Source organism: Maribellus sediminis (assembly GCF_011799805.1).
GTDB lineage: Bacteria > Bacteroidota > Bacteroidia > Bacteroidales > Prolixibacteraceae > Draconibacterium > Draconibacterium sediminis_A.
Genome location: NZ_WXUB01000002.1, coordinates 440,509 through 458,338 on the forward strand (window position 1 = coordinate 440,509; position 17,830 = coordinate 458,338).

Genomic DNA, 17,830 nt, shown 5'->3' on the forward strand with positions numbered 1-17,830 from the left:
TGCAAATTGCAAATAAGAATATTGAGCCAAATGCACCCAGTACCGTAAATTCGGTACTGGGTGCAGTAAAGAATTGAACTGGGTTGAGAACGACAGGATAAGAGTTATTTTGAGTGAATTCCGTGCAACGCGATTGATTTTGTAGTTCGAAAGAAACTATACTGCGGAATTAAATATTAAGTGGCTTTATAGCTGTTTCGACGCGACACAACGAATCATACAGTACTGACCTACTGCGACTTCTCATGATTCTAAATATTTCCGAACTGATTGACTCCGACTACCGGTGCTAATTATCAGATGAGTAAGGACTACATTAATTTCTAAATAAAATTGATAGGTTACGGTTTGGAACAATGCCAAGAAAAAGAATTCGATAATAATATTGGTTAGTTCAGTTGTGTATTTTGGCAGTTATAATTATCGCATATGTTCGATCAATTCTTTATTTACTTCCAGACTTGTTTTTCTGTATTTCATACTCAAACTGCTTCACGTGGTCTATGGCATCCTTATGAATGTATTCCAGAAACTGCCTCTCTGTGGAATGCTTAGTAATTTGCATCAGCAATGGGGTTGGGTACTTCCCATAATAATTCGTGGCAAAACTCCGCCGCATAATATGACTGGATACCAGTTGCCATTTGGGGTACTCCCCCTTCTCCTTCCGGTTAGTTTTTGGATTATTCAGTTCGCCGTACTCCAGGCTCTTCAGTCCGGCTGCTTCTGCAACCTTTTTTATCAGTCGGTTAAAATGCTGATCCGATATTTTTGGTGGAAATTCACCATCATACTTATCTAATACCTCCCGAACCTCATCAAACAGAGGAATGTAGAGCTCCTTGCCGGTTTTCTCGTTCGACATATCTATCACTTCACTGCCTGATACAACTTTTAGGTTCTCCTTAGTCAATCCCAATAAATCGGAAACTCTTTGTGCTGTATTACACCCAATAAGCAACCAATCCCGGGCTATTTTCTGAGAATCATCCAGCTTATCACACTTTTTGATCGTTTCCAATTCGTCGAGTGAGAGTATGGTCTTAATTTTTCGTTCTCCACTGTACACACCAATGTTTCTGACCTTTGGATGGTTCTTTTTATCATCCTTATCGCCGGCGTATAAACACATGGTCTTTAGTGCCGCAATATATCCACCTGTTGTTGATGGTCCGAGCTTTTCTTCTTCTGTCAGATACTTATCAAATTCGATGGCGAACTTTGGAGACACATCTTTAATGTAATATTGTTTGGTATTGTGTTTTTCAAAGCCGGACAGCTTTTCTTTTAAAGTATGGTATTTCTGAATCGTGCGCTTGCTGACGCCTTTAATTTTCCCTTTTTGCGGCTTATAAGGTAAAACTGAGTCGATGTAGTGATCCAAGTATGTAAGTAACCGATCATCATCCGTAGCCTTGCGTATGCTGAAAAAAGTATCGACTACTTGGTCCAGCCACGCTTTATTTATTTCAATATCATCAAGTAGAGCCTGATCATACTTATTATAAACCACCTCGCGGAGTTCGATCAGTTTGTTGCGCTTTCGTTTTTCAAGATCATCGTTAGGCTTGGGAAGACCATTTTTAGTATCCCAGTTACTTTTTGTGATGGTAAAACCAGTCTTTCTACGGAATACGCGTTCAACTCCATCCGATAAGCGAACATGGATCGCATAACGTTTATTTTTAAGTAAATTTATCTCGAAAGCAACAGTAGGCATAATGTTCTACTTTCAAAAATTACCCCTTAAAAATATAAATATAATCTCAATATTACATCAATACTATTAAATAAACTACAATATTATACAACAGATTGGCATTTTTAGAATTGGAGTGAGGCATGGAGAATATCAGTAAATACTGGGATTCAGGGGACTTCAGGAGTTCTTGAGATGGAGCTGCGCTGCTTCTTTACTGGGCACAAAGGAGAGTCAAAAAGGCTCTCCTTTTTTATTGTATACCAACCACTTACAATCCAAAAAGAACTTCGTTCACCGAATTTGTGAAACATTTGCGAAACGCTTCTGGTTGGAAACGCCAGAAATCCTGATCTTCCAGGTAACTTCCATCGGTAAACTGAAATACCTGAACTGCCAATTTATTTTTTCCTTCTTTTAAATACGGTGTAAGGTTAAACTCTGCCGGAAGTTTTGAATCCTGGTTATAACCCACTTGTTCTCCATTCAACCAGATGTAATAGCCTGATTTTACGGCACCAAGCTGAATATAAACTTCACGGCCGTCCCAACTTTCAGGTAAATCAAAAAAAGTTACATACGAGCCAACCGGACTGTAAGAATCTTCAATAAGTGGTTGATTCTTTGTTAAAGGATATTCTACATTTGTATAGTTCGGAAATCCGTAACCATATAACTCCCAATTGCCTGGTACCGGAATCTCAGCCCATCCCTGTTCCTTTGAAAAACTTGCGGATTCTCCCAATCATTCTGGGCAAAAGTGCCAGAGACCAATGCAAATAGCGGTAAAATTATTAAGATTAGTTTTCTCATGTTCGTCGTCCAATTTTATTTGTAATTTATTTTAGTTTTTATTCGACAAATACTCTTTCAACTCTGCCGGATCTTTTACTCTTACCTCACGGTTATTCATCAAATCCTGGTGTATCATCCATGTAATCGTATCCCAGGTGTGTCCTTCCGTCCAAAGTGGATCCATTAATTCTTTTTCCCATTCGCTTAATTTGGTTTCCAATTCATTAAGCTTTTCCGGGTTCTTATCTACCAGATTATTGGTTTCGCCAATATCTTCAGATAAGTTGTACATTACAGAAGGCAGTTGTTCAACACGTATTAATTTATAATCGTTAATTCTTGCAGCAGCTTTTTGGTCTTTTCGCCAAAACAATTCCGAATGCGGCTCCCCTTCTGTTTCCCCTGTCAAATAAGGCAGTAAGGAAACCCCATCAAGTCCTTCGCATTGTTCCAAAATACCGGCTGCATCTGCCGAAGTGGCAAAAATATCCATAGATGAACTCAAACCATCGAATTCTCTACCTCCCTTTAATTTTGAAGCCCAGGTAGCAAAAAAGGCCACACGAAGTCCGCCTTCGAATTCATTTCCCTTCCATCCTTTTAAGGGCAAACAGGATGATTGGTTATTATGCGCTCCGCCATTGTCGCTCAGAAAGAAGATTAATGTATTGTCCAACAGCTTTTCTTGTTCCAGCTTGTCAACAATATTACCAACCGCCCTGTCAAGCGCCCAGGTCATTGCGGCCAGTTGCTGACGCGGATGACCTTCAAACTTTTTCAAGTCCTCCTCAGCAGCTTCCATAGGTGTGTGCACAGCATTGGGAGCCCAGTAAATAAAAAAAGGATTGTCTTTATTCCGGTCGATAAAATCCACAGCTTTCTCGCCAAGCCGATCGGTTAAATAGCCATCGAATGTAACGTGTGTCGTATTTTCGGTAATGGCACGTGTGTTTCCTTCAACATCCTGTGTTGGATTTGGGAAATAACTTCTGCCTCCGGCCAAAAATCCCCAGTAATAGTCGAATCCCCGTTCGGTTGGCCGATATCCGGGTTTTGCCCCCAAATGCCATTTTCCAAATGCAGCAGTTGTGTAGCCTGCCTTTTTTAATGCAGCAGCAATTGTTTGCTCATTGGAATCTAGTACAGCACCATCTCCCGGATTACACTCAAAACCAAAGCGTTGCTGATAACGTCCGGTAATCAATCCGGCACGTGAAGGTCCGCAAACCGAAGCAGAAACATGTGCATCAGTAAATACCACGCCCCTGGAAGCCAGGTTATCGATATTTGGAGTTTGAAGATCTTCACATCCCATAAAACCAAAATCGGCGTAACCGGCATCATCCACTAGCATAACTATTATATTGGGTTTCCCGCTCTGATTCGTTTTACATGAGCTGGTTGTTAAAGCAGCTATAATCAATAAAAGCCAGATAGCTCGGCCTACAAAAATTTTAGTATTCATTGTCCTTATATTCCTATGAGTCTGATACTCATTAATTTCATTATTAGTCAAGGTGATATTCTTACCTTAAATTATCTCTACAGATGTTTTTCCGCTATTACCGAATAATCAATATAATTAGAATGTAATTTTTCACTCACCCAGGGATCCTGAGATAATTTCAGCCAGTAGCCGAGCTCCTCTCTCAACATCTGCTGATCTTCCGCAGGCAGCATATCGAATTCGAGATTTGCCTGTTGATAGGGATCACTCAAATTATCGAATAAGGTTATAGTGCCATCACCATATACTGTAAAAGTGTATTTATTTGTACGTAATCCCTTTTTATTGCCTTCTATTGAAATGAACGGAGTAGAGACAGGCCTATCCACCGTCCCGGTTTGATCATCTTTAATTGTGGTAGAATAATCTGTTCCAAGAACCTGTTCCGGAATTAAATGATCCAAGCCCATTAAACCCAGAAATGTTGGATAAAGATCGGTGGTTCCTATAAGAAGATCATCGAGTTTGTGCTTTAAAACACCTTTGTAACGTATAATTAAAGGTACACCAAAAGCTTCCTCATATTCACAGTTTTTTTGCATTCTGTCGTGGCTGCCAAGCATCTCGCCATGGTCTGAAGTAAAAACAACCAATGTATTATCTCCCAATCCCAGTGAATCGAGTGTGTGAATAACCTTACCGATATATTTATCGGTTGAAGTTACATTGGCATAATAAACCCTGGCGTTCAAATCGGAAGCCTTATCTGTTCGGTTGGGTCGGTTAAAAAGTTGGTCGTGCGACATGTTTTCATATAGTTCGTACGATTCCTTTTCACAATCGGCTAATTTATTGTATGGTGGATGCGGTGGGTTTAGCGACCAGGTGATACAAAAAGGTTTGTCTGAGTCACGTTGATTACGATTATTTTTAAGATAATCGATAATTGTCCGGGCCTCATGTTTTGATGAAAATTCCATGGACTTGTACATTTCACCGTCGCTTTTACCACCTACAGCATCCGGATCATTGGAATAAACATAGTGCTCAAAATGGTTGTCTTTCAGCACCTGATACCAGTATTCAACACTGTGCCTGTCAGGACCCGGCGGAATGTAGATGTCATATTTATTTGGCATCTCTCCACCGGGAGCTTCTGTCGTTCCAACATAATTGGCATCCTGGTCGAAAACGTTGGTTGGTTTAATCCAATGACACTTTCCAAAATAGGCCGTATTGTAGCCGTTATCATACAGAACATCGGTAAAACATGCTAAATCTTCTTTAAGATCGGTATCAGAATTTAAATGGCAATTTTTCCAAATTCCATTTTGCATTGGGAAAGTACCACTTAAGAGCATGGCCCGGTGAGGGCTACAAACCGGATGTGTGCTCATTGCCTGCGTAAAAACTACACCCTCCGCTGCAAGATTGTTCAAATTTGGAGTAAATACCGGATCGCTGACACCATTTATAGCTCCCTTGTATTCGGGCAGCTGCCAAAACTCCATCGACTGCCTTCGATGTTCATCAGTGAAAATAATCAACAGATTGGGTTGTTTTTGAGCTGACTTTTGAGCCTGGTTACATGCTGATAAAGTAATCAGCAATAGTAACAAGAAGGAACTTAGCTTATTCATTTTCCGAAATATTTAGTGTCTTTTGCTTTCTGGTGTAAATATGCTTAGATCCCACTCGTCACGCCAGTGTATTTCCATCTTACCCTCCTCTGTAATCGTAATGGGTAAAAATACATATTCCGACTTTGGACTGCCACCACCATTCCATCTGTCGCCCATGTATAAAAAGGCATCTTTATAACCGGTGATTTTAAAAATAAAACAGGGTTGCGAGTTAAAAGAGTTGTTACCGGCATCTCCAATAAACGGACTTCCCTGGCTGGTGTATGGCCCCATAATCGATGATGCTGTATAATACGTTCCCGGATTGGGTGTCCATCCTGAACACTGGCTTGTTAAAAGATAATAGGTTCCGTCCTTTTTCAAAATACCAGGCCCTTCACAATGAGCTTCAATGTCCACATCGTTGGTTGTTGTACTCAGATAATCTTCAGATAATTCAACCATTCTGATTGTTAGGTTTACATGATCAGCGGCATAACCAATGTAAGCCTTTTTTGTATCCGGCTCGAAATACATACCGATATCTCGCGACTCATGACCATTCGGACGGTAATGATCCTGAAGGACAAAAGGCCCTGTAGGACTGTCGCTAATGGCAATACCCAGTTCTGCAATGCCATAACCCCGACCATTCAGAGTACCATCGTAATGAAACCACATGACGTATCTTTTGTTGACTTCATCGTAAACAACTTTAGGACGTTCGAAAACCTGAATATCTCCTTTTTCAATTACAACTCCCTCTTTTTTCCAATTGTACAGGTCGGTTGATGAGTAACAGGATGCCCCCCTGGGTTGCCCACGGTGTTCACCATACCAGTAAAAAGTTTTTAAATGCTCAACATAAAGGATGTTCCCTCCATGACAGTCAATGTGCACTCCATCCGTATCCAACCATTCGCCTCCGGGTTTAAAAGAGGTATATTTTTGCTGCTCCTGGGAACGGGCAGGAATTATCGCTGTACTTACAATAATTACGAGTGCGAAAAGCTTTAACGCAAAAAGTGATACTATTTCTTTCATTTGATTTTTGTGTAATTTAATTTCGGTTTATAGTTCATTGTTTTATAACGACTGATTCTCCCCCAAAAAGAAGAAAGTTACTGGTTCAAACTTTCCGTGTATCCGGCTGTATCCAATCCAACCACCTCCATTGGTCCAATTTGGTGTTTGAAGCTTTGATTCCCGCGTATTGAGTTTCTCTATCAATTGAATTTTTGCTTAATCAGCTTAGGAGATATCATCTGGAAAAGTTGGAATTACAACAATAGAAACAAGTTGAATAAATATATTACTTTTCAAATTGGTTCCTTTGTTAATGACCTGAGACCACCTATAATGACAAGTCGCTAATTATCAGAATATTAACACCTGAATTTTGGATTATATAAAGATTGTCTCTTCATAACACTTTACCAAACTCAATAAAACCCGACGAAAAAACATTTTGGGAATGATCTAAACGATCAAACCCAAAGTGTTTTCTCATTCATTAGCTATTCATTATACAATGACTAAATAAGCAGGTCGAAACTGAACACTAATTGTATCCCGGGTTTTGCACTAAATTAGGATTGTTATCCATTTGAGCTTGAGGTATTGGATACAAATTCATATAGTCTTTTGCAGGCCATCCTCTTTCAATGGCATTAGAAACAAACTTACCATGCCTAATAAGGTCGTCCCTTCTGGCTTGTTCCGTGTAAAGCTCTCTACCACGTTCTGCTAATAAAAAGTCCCTTAAGGATTCTTTATTTGGGTAATCACCTAATGCAATTGGTGTCGCTTTAGCTCGGTTCCTTACTTGATTAATAAGGTCGATAGCTTCTTGAGTAGGGCCATTTAATTCATTTAATGCCTCAGCTCTTGTCAACATAATATCTGCCAAACGTATTAGAGGAATATCATTTCCATGTTGCGTATTCACAGCTGCAGGATCAGGAACATATTTAAAACTGCGTGCATTATCCAGAGCAACTCCGGTTACAGGATCTCTAAGCATGTATTGTACCTCAGTAGTATTATTTGGAATATACTCTGTAAGGAAGAGTTTTCTTCTCTCATCTTGTAGTTCAAAAGTTTCAACAAATGCAGTATAGGTTCTAAATTGAGCTCCGTAATTAGTCCAGTTAGGCAATACCCTATATCTCTGTGGAAAAGCATGTGGCATGTATATGTTCACTTGATTAGATCCCACTTTGCATTCGGTTCTTAAAATAAACTCATTATTATTTTCACCTTCAATGGAAAATAGTTTTGTATAATCTGGGTATAGTGTGTAACCTAAGCCCAAAACAGTATTCGCAGCATCTGCGGCTTTTTGCCATTCTTTATTGCTTAGATAAAATTTGCATAAAGCAGCATATGCATTTCCTTTGTTTGCTCTACTACTATAACCTCCGGCAGCTAATGTCGATGCTGCAAACTGGAGATCTGCTTCTACATAAGCCCTGTACTCCGCTTCTGTAGCTCTGGGGCTTGTTTTACCAATCGCTTCAATCTCATCTAAACTAGCATCAGCAGGAATTTCGATAATAGGTGTTGGCCCAAAAAAGCCGTGTAGGTAAAAATAACTATACCCTCGAATAAAACGACATTCAGCTACTATTTTATCAATCACATCCTGATCGGTAGAACTTAAGGTTTTAGTAACATTTATAACATTATTTGCTCTTGATATAGCCTGGTACATCTGATTCCAAAGACCATCTATATATGGTAATCCAGAATTCCAGTTAAATTCTTGCACTGGTTTCAATTGAGTTGCAAGCCCCCCATCGGTTTCAAAAGAAATATCTGTAACAAATTCACTCAAAATGTAATAATAATTTCTGGCTTCAAATCCAGTTACGGTTGACCCGGAATAAACACCTGTTAACAAGGCATCAATACCTTCCTGGGTTGCCAGAAAACTATCCGGATCATATTCTGTATATACCTCTTCTTCCAAGAAGTTTGTGCAACTAAAATTTGATAATAACAATACCGTAAATACTATCAAAAAGTTGTTCTTTAAAATATATTTTTTCATAATTTTTACTTTTTAGAATTTAATATTCAATCCCAACCTATAAGTCCGTGCGAGAGGATAACCATTATACGCTTTTGATTCCAGACTATCTCCAAAAATGCTATTTTCCGGGTCATAACCAAGATAATCGGTCCATGTAACAAGATTTTCACCTGCAATATAGATGCTTAAATCTGAAAACCAATTAGTATTGTTTACTGGTACTCTATAAGTCAGCGTCACATTTTTTATCCGCACATAAGAAACATCTACAACATCCAATGAATTAATTACTTGCTGTCCTCCATAGAGTGAGAAATTTTGACCGGAAGGAATACTGGTATTTGGATTGTCTGGTGTCCATCGATCAAAATAAAAAGTGGAAAAAGTATTGCCATAAAGATTTTGTGGATAAATGGTTTCCGCAATGTATGAATCAAATGTTTCAGCTCCCTGAGAACCGTTGATAAACACATCCAGCGTAAAATTTTTATAGCTAAACTCATTACGGAGTCCAAATGTATAATCCGGAAATGGAGAGCCTAAAATGGTTCTATCGTCTGCATTAATTTTACCATCGGGTACACCATCCGGACCGCTAATGTCTCTAAAACGTGGCATGCCAGGTTGAAAATTATCTGCAGGAGTTGGAGAATTTGCGATATCATCCCCCTCCTGGAAAAGACCATCTATGATATACCCATAATATGACCGGAGTGCTGCTCCTTCTTTTACAACCCAATAAGTCCCTCCATTATTGAAAGCATAACCTCCCAGTAATTCCTGTTGGAACTCAGGTAAACTGGTCACTTCATTTTTAAGATAAGACAAATTTAACGACGTACTCCATTTAAAATCACCCGTAAAATTTATGGTGTTTAAAGAAAAGTCGATACCAGAATTTGTTACTTCTCCAATATTGGTTCTTACACTTGTAAAACCTACCACAGAAGGTAGTGGTTTATTAAATAATTGATCCCTTGTTATCCTTTTAAAATAATCTATTGAACCATTAATGCGGTTATTAACAAATCCATAATCCAATCCGATGTTGATTTCTGAAGTTGTTTCCCATGTTAAATTTGGATTAGCTAAACGTGGTGGTACAACACCCTGTGCAATAACATCTCCAAAAACTGAGTTTCCTCCCGGTACTAAAGTTGTTCTGGTTTCAAAGTTATTAATACCTTGATTACCTAACTGTCCATAACCCGCTCTTAATTTCAAGTCGTATATCCATTCAGTATCTATTAAAAATTCTTCATTAGAGATACGCCATCCTAAAGAGGCAGAAGGAAAGTATGCATATTTGTTGCCTTTAGCAAAACGAGAAGAGCCATCAACCCTTAATGTTGCTGTCAAAAGATACCTATCATCATATCCATAAGTTAAACGTCCTAAAAAACCGTTAAGCTGGTTTACAGTTCTACTGCTAGATACATTGTCACCTAATTCACCATCACCACTCTGTAATGCATTAGTTTCTAAGACATCTGAAAGAAATCCTCTTGCACTGGCACCAACATTTCTTGAATCAAATTTTTCCCAGGTGGCTCCACCTAAAATAGAAAAATCATGTGTTTCGTTAAAGTTCTTTTCATATTTTAACAAGGTTTCAACCAACCAATGGGTAGATTCACCAGCATTAATGTTAGCGACGCCGCCAGCACCTAAACCACCTAATGTTAATCTATTAGTATACCTATCACGGCGGCTATTATTGTCTTGTGCTGCCAGGTTAAGCGTGGCTGTTAAATTGTCAATAATTTCGTAATCTGCTTTTAAAAACGAATAAAATCTTCTATACACAGTTACATCAGATTGACCCACAATTTGTGTATACGGAGTATCTGTATTATTGTAAGAATCAATATAATAACGCCCTGTTTCTGGATCGATACCAGTAGGAACTGCGGGAGACATTCTTAACGCAGCCTGAAACAACCCTGAGTCTGCCGTTGGATTATTAAGACTACTTGTTGTTTGATGGGTATAATTAACCCCAAAATTCACAGTAAGGCGTTCAATAGGTTTTGAAGTAATATTACTCCTTAAATTATATTTTTTAGTATCTGAGCCCAAAACAATACCATCCTGATCAAAATAATTCACGCCAAAATAATAGGTGCTGCCATTATCAGCACCACCAGAAATTCCTATTTGATGGTTTTGCAAATATGCCTTTCTTGTGATTTCTTTTTGCCAGTCTGTACCCTGACCTGCATTAGCTATATCACTGTCACTATATGCTGCCGCTCTATTAGCCCAATCCAATCGTAAGTTAACAAATTCCATATAATCCTTTGCACCTAAAACATCAATTAAATTCTCTGGTTCTTGAATTCCGGCATACGCACTGTAGGTAAATACTGGTTTTCCTACCTTTCCTCTTTTAGTGGTAATAAGAACTACACCATTAGCTGCGCGTGTTCCATAAATAGAAGAAGCAGAAGCATCTTTTAAAACCTCGATACTTTCAATATCACCCGGACTTAAAGAAGATGGCGCTACGCCCGGAATACCATCAACTACATACAAAACGGCATTACTACTGTTAATAGAGCCTGCCCCTCTAATCCTTATTGAAGGACTAGCTCCCGGAGCCGAGCTGGTTTGGCGTACAACAACACCGGCTGCTGTACCTTTAAGCAATTCTATGGCATTCGAGTTTGCCCCAGGTGTAAAGTCTTCTTCTTTAACCGTTACAACAGATCCGGTAAGATCTTTCCTTTTCTGGGTACCATACCCTACAGCCACCACTTCCTCAATTCCAATTGTTTCTGCAACCATGCTAACGTTAATACTGGTTTTACCTGATACAGTAATTTCCTGAGTTTTCATGCCCACAAAAGAGAATACAAGTGTGCCTTCCTCCGGAACATTGGAGATTGAGAAGTTACCTTCATTGTTGGTAATGGCGCCGTTGACAGTGCCTTTAACCAGAACGGTTACACCTGGAAGCAGTTGCCCGTTTTCATCGGTAACAGTCCCGGTGATAACCTTTTGCTGTGCCCATGCAGAAGCAACTAAAAAAAATGTCGCTATTACAAAGCACAATTTTTTACATAGAGTTCGATTTGCTTGTTTCATTAGATTTCATTTAGTTAATAATTAATATGATTAAAAAAATTACAATTGCAATCAATAGAATATACAAAAGGAAGTTAATTGTGGGGTAATTAAAGATACGCAATAAGAATGATTTCCATTCAGTCATAAGTTCTGCTATAGTTTAGTTTGTTCTATAGGCAAAGTTGAAGAATTCTAACTTCAGTACAGGGATATATTTGGGTAAATAAAGGGGAAGATATGGTTCAGAACACAGAAAATGGATGGTTCAACAAAAGGGGGTAATCAGTCCAAATACCTCTTTAGTACACTGAATATCATTCATTTAATTTATTCCGATAATCCGAAGGCGTGCAACCAAACTGTTTTTGAAATATCGAACGGAAGTATTTTGCATCACTAAAACCAACTGAATAAGCAATCTCGGTTATGGTGAGTTCTTTGTCGGCCAGGAGTTGAGCAGCACGTTTTAATCGAATTGACCGAATAAACTCGCCAATGGACATATCACTTAATTCTTTCAGTTTGCGATAAAAAGATGTTCGGCTCATGTTCATTTTTTGACTAATCGTATGCGAAGTAAAATTTGGATTTTGCAGGTTAGCTTCAATTATTGCAATAGTTTTATCAAGAAATACTTCATCCGATGATGAGATTTCAAGTGCTGATGGTTCCAAACGAACTATTTTGGTGTATTGCTCCTTTAGTTTTTTCCTGCTTTCAAGCATATTCTTAACTTTTTCCAACAAAAGATTTGGGTCGAAAGGTTTTGAAATAAAATCGTCGGCTCCTGATTTTGTTCCCAGCAAATTAAATTGTTCATCGCTTTTTGCCGTGAGAAAGATAAAGGGGATGTTTGAAGTGTCTTTGTTATCTCTGATTTTTTTACAAAATTCAAAACCGTCGACATTTGGCATCATAATATCTGAAATAATCAGTTGTGGTTTTTTAACCCTTGCAATTTCAAATCCTTCTTTGCCATCAAAACCACTTTCTAAGTTATAGTATGGTTTCAAAATTTCAACCAGATAATTGTTGAGATCAGGATTGTCCTCTACTACCAGAACACAATCACCGGTTCCTTTTTTTGAATTCTGTCGGACGGAAAGCCGGTTCACAATAAATTGATCCTGAATTGCAAAATTGGACTTTTCAATAATCAATTCATGCATCTCTGCAGGTTTTAAGTGATCAGAGCCTTTTTGAAACGAGATACTAAATTCGGTTTTAATATTTGGTTCACTATGAACTGAAATAGTACCCTTATGAAGTTCAACAAATCTTTTAGCAAGTGCCAGACCAATTCCGGAACTGCCATCTCCTTCCTCTTTTTCAACCCTGTAAAAACGGTCGAATATCTTGTCTATTTCATGTTCAGGAATACCCGGGCCATTGTCTGAAACGCTTAAAAGAACAGTTTTTTTAGTATGAGAAAGTTGCACTTTAATCGACCCATTTTCTGGAATATGTTTAAACGCATTTGACACTAAATTATTAATCACAATTTCTACTTTGTTGCGATCTATCCAAATATCCTCATTTTCCGGATCGATGGTTAATTCAAAATTAATTCTATTTATTTTCGCCAGTTCAAAAAACGGGTGACATACTTCTGCAACAAATTTGTTAATATTTGTAAAACTTGTTACCAGTTTCATATTTCCCGATTCAACTTTCCTGAAATCGAGTAACTGATTCACCAATTTCAATAAACGCAGCGAATTATTCCGAGCAATTTCAATTTTATTTTGGATTTCAGACGGAAGTGGGGAATATTCCTCTTTTGTCAATAATTCTTTTAGGGGCGCCAAAATTAGTGTCAATGGAGTGCGAAACTCATGTGAAATGTTGGTAAAAAACCTCAACTTCATTTCATTCAACTTCTGGTCCTGTTTATGCAATATCTTTTCCAATTTCAAATTATTGGCTAAGTTTAATTGTCTTATCGAATTCCAACGTATTAAAGAGGCCATCCCGATAACAAGAAAAGCGTATATGGCAAGGGCATACCACGATTTCCATGGCTCAGTCTCTATAACTATTTTCAGGGAATTTCCTTTTGAATTCCAAACATTATTGTTATTCGATCCAATAACTTTGAAAATATAGGTACCTGGCTTTAACCCGATGTACGTTACCGATCTTTTTGATCCTACATATAACCAATCCGAATCATATCCTTCCAATTTATGGGCGTACTGGTTTCTTTCCGGAGCATTATAATTCAATGCAGCATATTCTATTGTAAATTCTTTTTCCTTAAAGGTGAGGTAAATTTCAGGATTAGAGTTTAATGGCTTCTTAAAAATCTCCTTTCCATTTACTTTTTGCATCGGAAATACTTCCTTATCATATACCTTAAGTCTTGTAAATACAATTGGCGGAATCGTCTTATTAATAACTATTTCATTCTGTTTAAAATAGTTATATCCCATATTGCCGCCAAAATACATCGTCCCGTCAGTTGCCATGTAGCCTTGGTCTTCGCTAAACATCATTCCCTGCAAACCATCGGTTTTATCGAAAGAGAAAATCTGGTTATTTTCGATATTTAACTTCGCCAGACCCGAATTTGTACTTACCCAGATTTCTTTATTATCGGGCGATAAGATTCCATGTATAAAATCGTCAGGTAGTCCGTCCTCAACGCAAATATGAGTTACGCTAAATTTTCCACTTTTAGTTTGTGTGAGTTTATTTAATCCATTTGGCGTGCCTATCCAAAATACACTATCGCTGGTTTGGTGCCAGCAATAAATAATATCACTGGTCAGCTTATTATCATCAATAAAATTAATATCCAGTATTTCCCGGCTGTTTTTATCAAAGAAATAAATCCCTTTATAAGTACCCAGCCAGATACGCCCGCTCAAATCTTCTTTAATAAAGTTAATCCTCTCATTTTTCAACACAGGATTATTTTGGGGTGTGAAATTTATCAATTCACGAGAACCAATAAAATAATTTGAGATATAAAACAATCCATTTTGCTGGCTACCAACTAACAAACTATTATCCACTTTTAAGAAAGATGTGAGTTTTTTGATGCCAAAAATGTTTTTATCCTGAATAGGTCTCAACATGCTTTTTTTCTCAGTCAAATCAAGTTCGTAACTATCCTGGCCGGTGCCAATCCACAAAATATGCTCCGAAACTGGTTTAACAAACCTTATAATAGACGTGGAACTTCCAGACCTGGTAAATGGGATTAAATCAAATTTTTTATTGTCCGTAGTTTTGTATAATCCTCCCCCACGTGTCCCTACATATAAAACACCTTCAGGGGATTTATAAAAAGCGCTGGTGTGAAAATTCTTTAATCCACAATCGGGATTACTGTTGACTGAAACTACCCCAAATGGCTTGCTGCTCCCAATACGTACAATCCCTCCTGCATCCGTTGCTATCCATATATTATGATCCCGATCTTCATAAATATCCAGAATAATATCAAAATCTGTATTCTGACTACCCATCTGTTTGGGTTTGATTTCCACCCTGGAAAATGTTTCATTTTTCTGGTCGAAAAGAAATAAACCACCATTCCAGCTACCAACCCACATGCGTCCCTGGCTATCGAGCAATAATGTATAGGTGTTATCCTGTGAACTTATTACGGGATTAATCTTGTGGCTTTTGATTTTAAAGCTCCTTTTATCTACCGACATTAATCCACCTTCCCAGGCTGTAACCCATAATAGGTCGTTGGAAGAATCAGAAATTGATTCTGTATAATTCAGACGTCCACCTGGATTAACCTCCACCTGACTATAATCTTTCAGATTCATGCGTAAGAATGCACCATTTGTTGATAGCCAGGCAAATTTTTCGCCATCAACTAAAATGTGGTTCACCTGAGATTCAGTAAGTAAATGCTGCAGAGTATCATTTATAAAATCAAGAATATAGAGTCCATCCGACCAGGTACCTACCAATATATTACCATCCTTTGTTTCGGCAATGCTAACAATTCTATCACAATTTAAAGCTTGTTTGTTCTTGCCGAACTCTGTTATACGCGAAAATGTTTTGGTGTGTATATCATAAAAATTTAATCCACCAGATTTTGTTCCTATCCACAAATTTCCTTTTGAGTCTTCAATCAATGTTTCAATGGATGGATTTGACAAATGATTCTTTACACTCGCTTTAGATTTATAATGAATGAACTCGTAACCATCGTAACGATTTAAACCGCCACGGGTGCCGAACCACATAAATCCATTTTTATCCTGGATAATTCTTGTAACTTCATTTTGGGAAAGACCATCTTCCCCTGACAGATACGTAATATTAAAATCATTGGCTCTGCCAGTAGAATTGGACATGAGGATTAGCAAGCACAGTATGTATAAATCAAGTCTGTTCAATTGCTAATTTTTTTTGTAAAAATATAAATCCTACCCAAAGCGAGGTCCGAAATTGATTAGATTTTTTTATCCCGAAGCAGGATCAATTTTAATAGTAGAAATTAATTTCTGCCTCATAAGAAAAATTGTAGTAAGTACATTATAATTTCAATCCCAACGCTATATTCTTATCTCTTAATTTCTAATCATTTGAAAAGATTGTCTCTAAAAATACATTTTTCAATTCCGTATCCAAAAAGAAATAAAAAAGAAAGAGAATTAAGCTTGATTTCATCTGTTTAAAATTTTCATGATTATGGGTGCTTATCTTTCGCTTTATAATCCTGAACCACTCCGCCATCGGGAAAGCCCGGAGTTTCTGCACGCTTATCTTCAAATATGTCATTCATTTGCTTAACAATTTCGGGGTGATCTGCGGCCACGTTATTTGTTTCCGAAATATCGTCATTAAGATTGTACAGTTGTGTTTCGTTCATAATTCCGTAGCGAACACCTTTCCATTTCCCGATACGTGCAGCTTGCCTGAAACCGCCATCAGGCATTTTCCGGCTCCAGCCATCGAGCTGAAACTCCCAGTTTAAAAAATCCTGCTCCTTTTGATTTTCACCGGTAAGTAGAGGTACTATCGAGGTTCCGTTAGATTGGGCAGGAACATTAATTCCGGCAATCTCCGCTAAAGTTGGCATCAAATCCTGAAATCCGCTGATATAATTTGTGGTCGCTTCCGGAACAATTTTTCCTTTCCAAAACGCAATCATAGGTACACGAATACCTCCTTCATACAAATCTCGTTTAATGCCTTTTAATTCTCCATTACTGTCAAAAAATTCAGGATCGTGCCCCCTTCCTTCTCTGTGAGGGCCATTATCGCTGGTAAAAACTACAAGGGTATTATCGAGTTTACCCATTTCTTCCAGTTTATTCAAAAGCCTTCCTACCTGCTTGTCCAACAAAGTGATTTTTGCAGCATGCAAACGTTCTGCAGCAGGCCATCCCTTTTCTGAATATATTTCTTTGTTACCAATTTCGTATTCGTGCCCATGAGGAGCTCTGAATGACATAAACAAAAAGAAAGGTTTGTCTCTTTGGATTTTATCAAGGTACCCGAAAGCTAAATTTGTTCTGAAATCATCTTTACATTCCCATTCATCAATATGGTAATAAACCGAGTCTTGCTTCCCATTTATCCAATGCATTTGTTCATCGTATTGTTTTCCTCCAAAACGTGATCCCCATTGTTCCTGCACAGCATAATCAAACCCCCGGTTATAAGCCCAGGTTGAAATATCTTTGGGATCATCGAGGTGCCATTTCCCAATAAAGGCTGTTTGATACCCGGCAGTTTTCAACATTTCCCCCAAAGTCAATTCATCCTTTTTCAGGGCCACACGCATCCAGCGATCGTCACTAAAACTTCCACTATTCCCCCGAACCGTATTGTACGAAGAAGATTTGCCAGTCATTAAAACCGCGCGCGAGGGTGAACAAACCGCATTTCCGGCATAAAAATCGGTAAAGCGCAACCCATTTTTGGCCAGTTTATCCAGCTCCGGTGTTTGTATCACCTCCTGTCCGTAACACCCCAGTTCCCCGTACCCCAGGTCATCGGCAAGAAGAAAAAGGATATTGGGCTTTTGAGGTCCCGGATATTGTTTTGCCTGGTTTTGGCAAGCATTTAACAGTAAAATCGCAACTACATGCAGGAAGATTAATCTTTTCATGCTACTATTTTTTTGTACTTAGTCTATTCTATTTTCTTGTTTATTTTTCAAAAACGTTTCTACCTCCCTATCTCTA

The 17,830-nt window shown here is 38.2% G+C and carries 9 protein-coding genes; all 9 read right to left on the reverse strand.

From position 1 onward, the window contains the following. Positions 1–445: 445 nt before the first annotated feature. Positions 446–1,720 carry a tyrosine-type recombinase/integrase gene (locus tag HFD85_RS08390; RefSeq protein ID WP_167607631.1) on the reverse strand — a complete coding sequence of 425 codons (1,275 nt, stop codon included), beginning with the start codon at positions 1,718–1,720 and terminating at the stop codon, positions 446–448. 250 nt (positions 1,721–1,970) lie between these two features. Beyond that, on the reverse strand, positions 1,971–2,444 hold the full coding sequence (locus HFD85_RS08395; RefSeq protein ID WP_167607634.1) for a sugar-binding domain-containing protein: 474 nt from the start codon (positions 2,442–2,444) through the stop codon (positions 1,971–1,973). Positions 2,445–2,543: 99 nt separating this feature from the next. After that, complete coding sequence (locus tag HFD85_RS08400) at positions 2,544–3,959, reverse strand: sulfatase-like hydrolase/transferase (RefSeq protein ID WP_167607637.1); 1,416 nt, start codon at positions 3,957–3,959, stop codon at positions 2,544–2,546. A 77-nt stretch (positions 3,960–4,036) separates the two neighbouring features. Beyond that, positions 4,037–5,581: a sulfatase family protein gene (locus HFD85_RS08405; RefSeq protein WP_167607640.1), complete on the reverse strand. Its 1,545-nt coding sequence runs from the start codon at positions 5,579–5,581 to the stop codon at positions 4,037–4,039. A gap of 12 nt (positions 5,582–5,593) precedes the next feature. Then, on the reverse strand, positions 5,594–6,607 hold the full coding sequence (locus HFD85_RS08410; protein WP_167607642.1) for a family 43 glycosylhydrolase: 1,014 nt from the start codon (positions 6,605–6,607) through the stop codon (positions 5,594–5,596). 517 nt (positions 6,608–7,124) lie between these two features. Beyond that, the gene (locus tag HFD85_RS08415) at positions 7,125–8,615 is read right to left on the reverse strand and encodes a RagB/SusD family nutrient uptake outer membrane protein (RefSeq protein ID WP_167607645.1); all 1,491 of its coding nucleotides are present in this window, start codon (positions 8,613–8,615) and stop codon (positions 7,125–7,127) included. 12 nt (positions 8,616–8,627) lie between these two features. Further along, positions 8,628–11,684 carry a SusC/RagA family TonB-linked outer membrane protein gene (locus HFD85_RS08420; RefSeq protein ID WP_167607648.1) on the reverse strand — a complete coding sequence of 1,019 codons (3,057 nt, stop codon included), beginning with the start codon at positions 11,682–11,684 and terminating at the stop codon, positions 8,628–8,630. 296 nt (positions 11,685–11,980) lie between these two features. Further along, entirely contained in the window at positions 11,981–15,991 is a 4,011-nt protein-coding gene (locus HFD85_RS08425) for a hybrid sensor histidine kinase/response regulator transcription factor (RefSeq protein ID WP_167607651.1), read from the reverse strand. A 335-nt stretch (positions 15,992–16,326) separates the two neighbouring features. Then, entirely contained in the window at positions 16,327–17,754 is a 1,428-nt protein-coding gene (locus HFD85_RS08430) for a sulfatase-like hydrolase/transferase (protein ID WP_167607655.1), read from the reverse strand. Between the last annotated feature and the right edge of the window lie 76 nt (positions 17,755–17,830).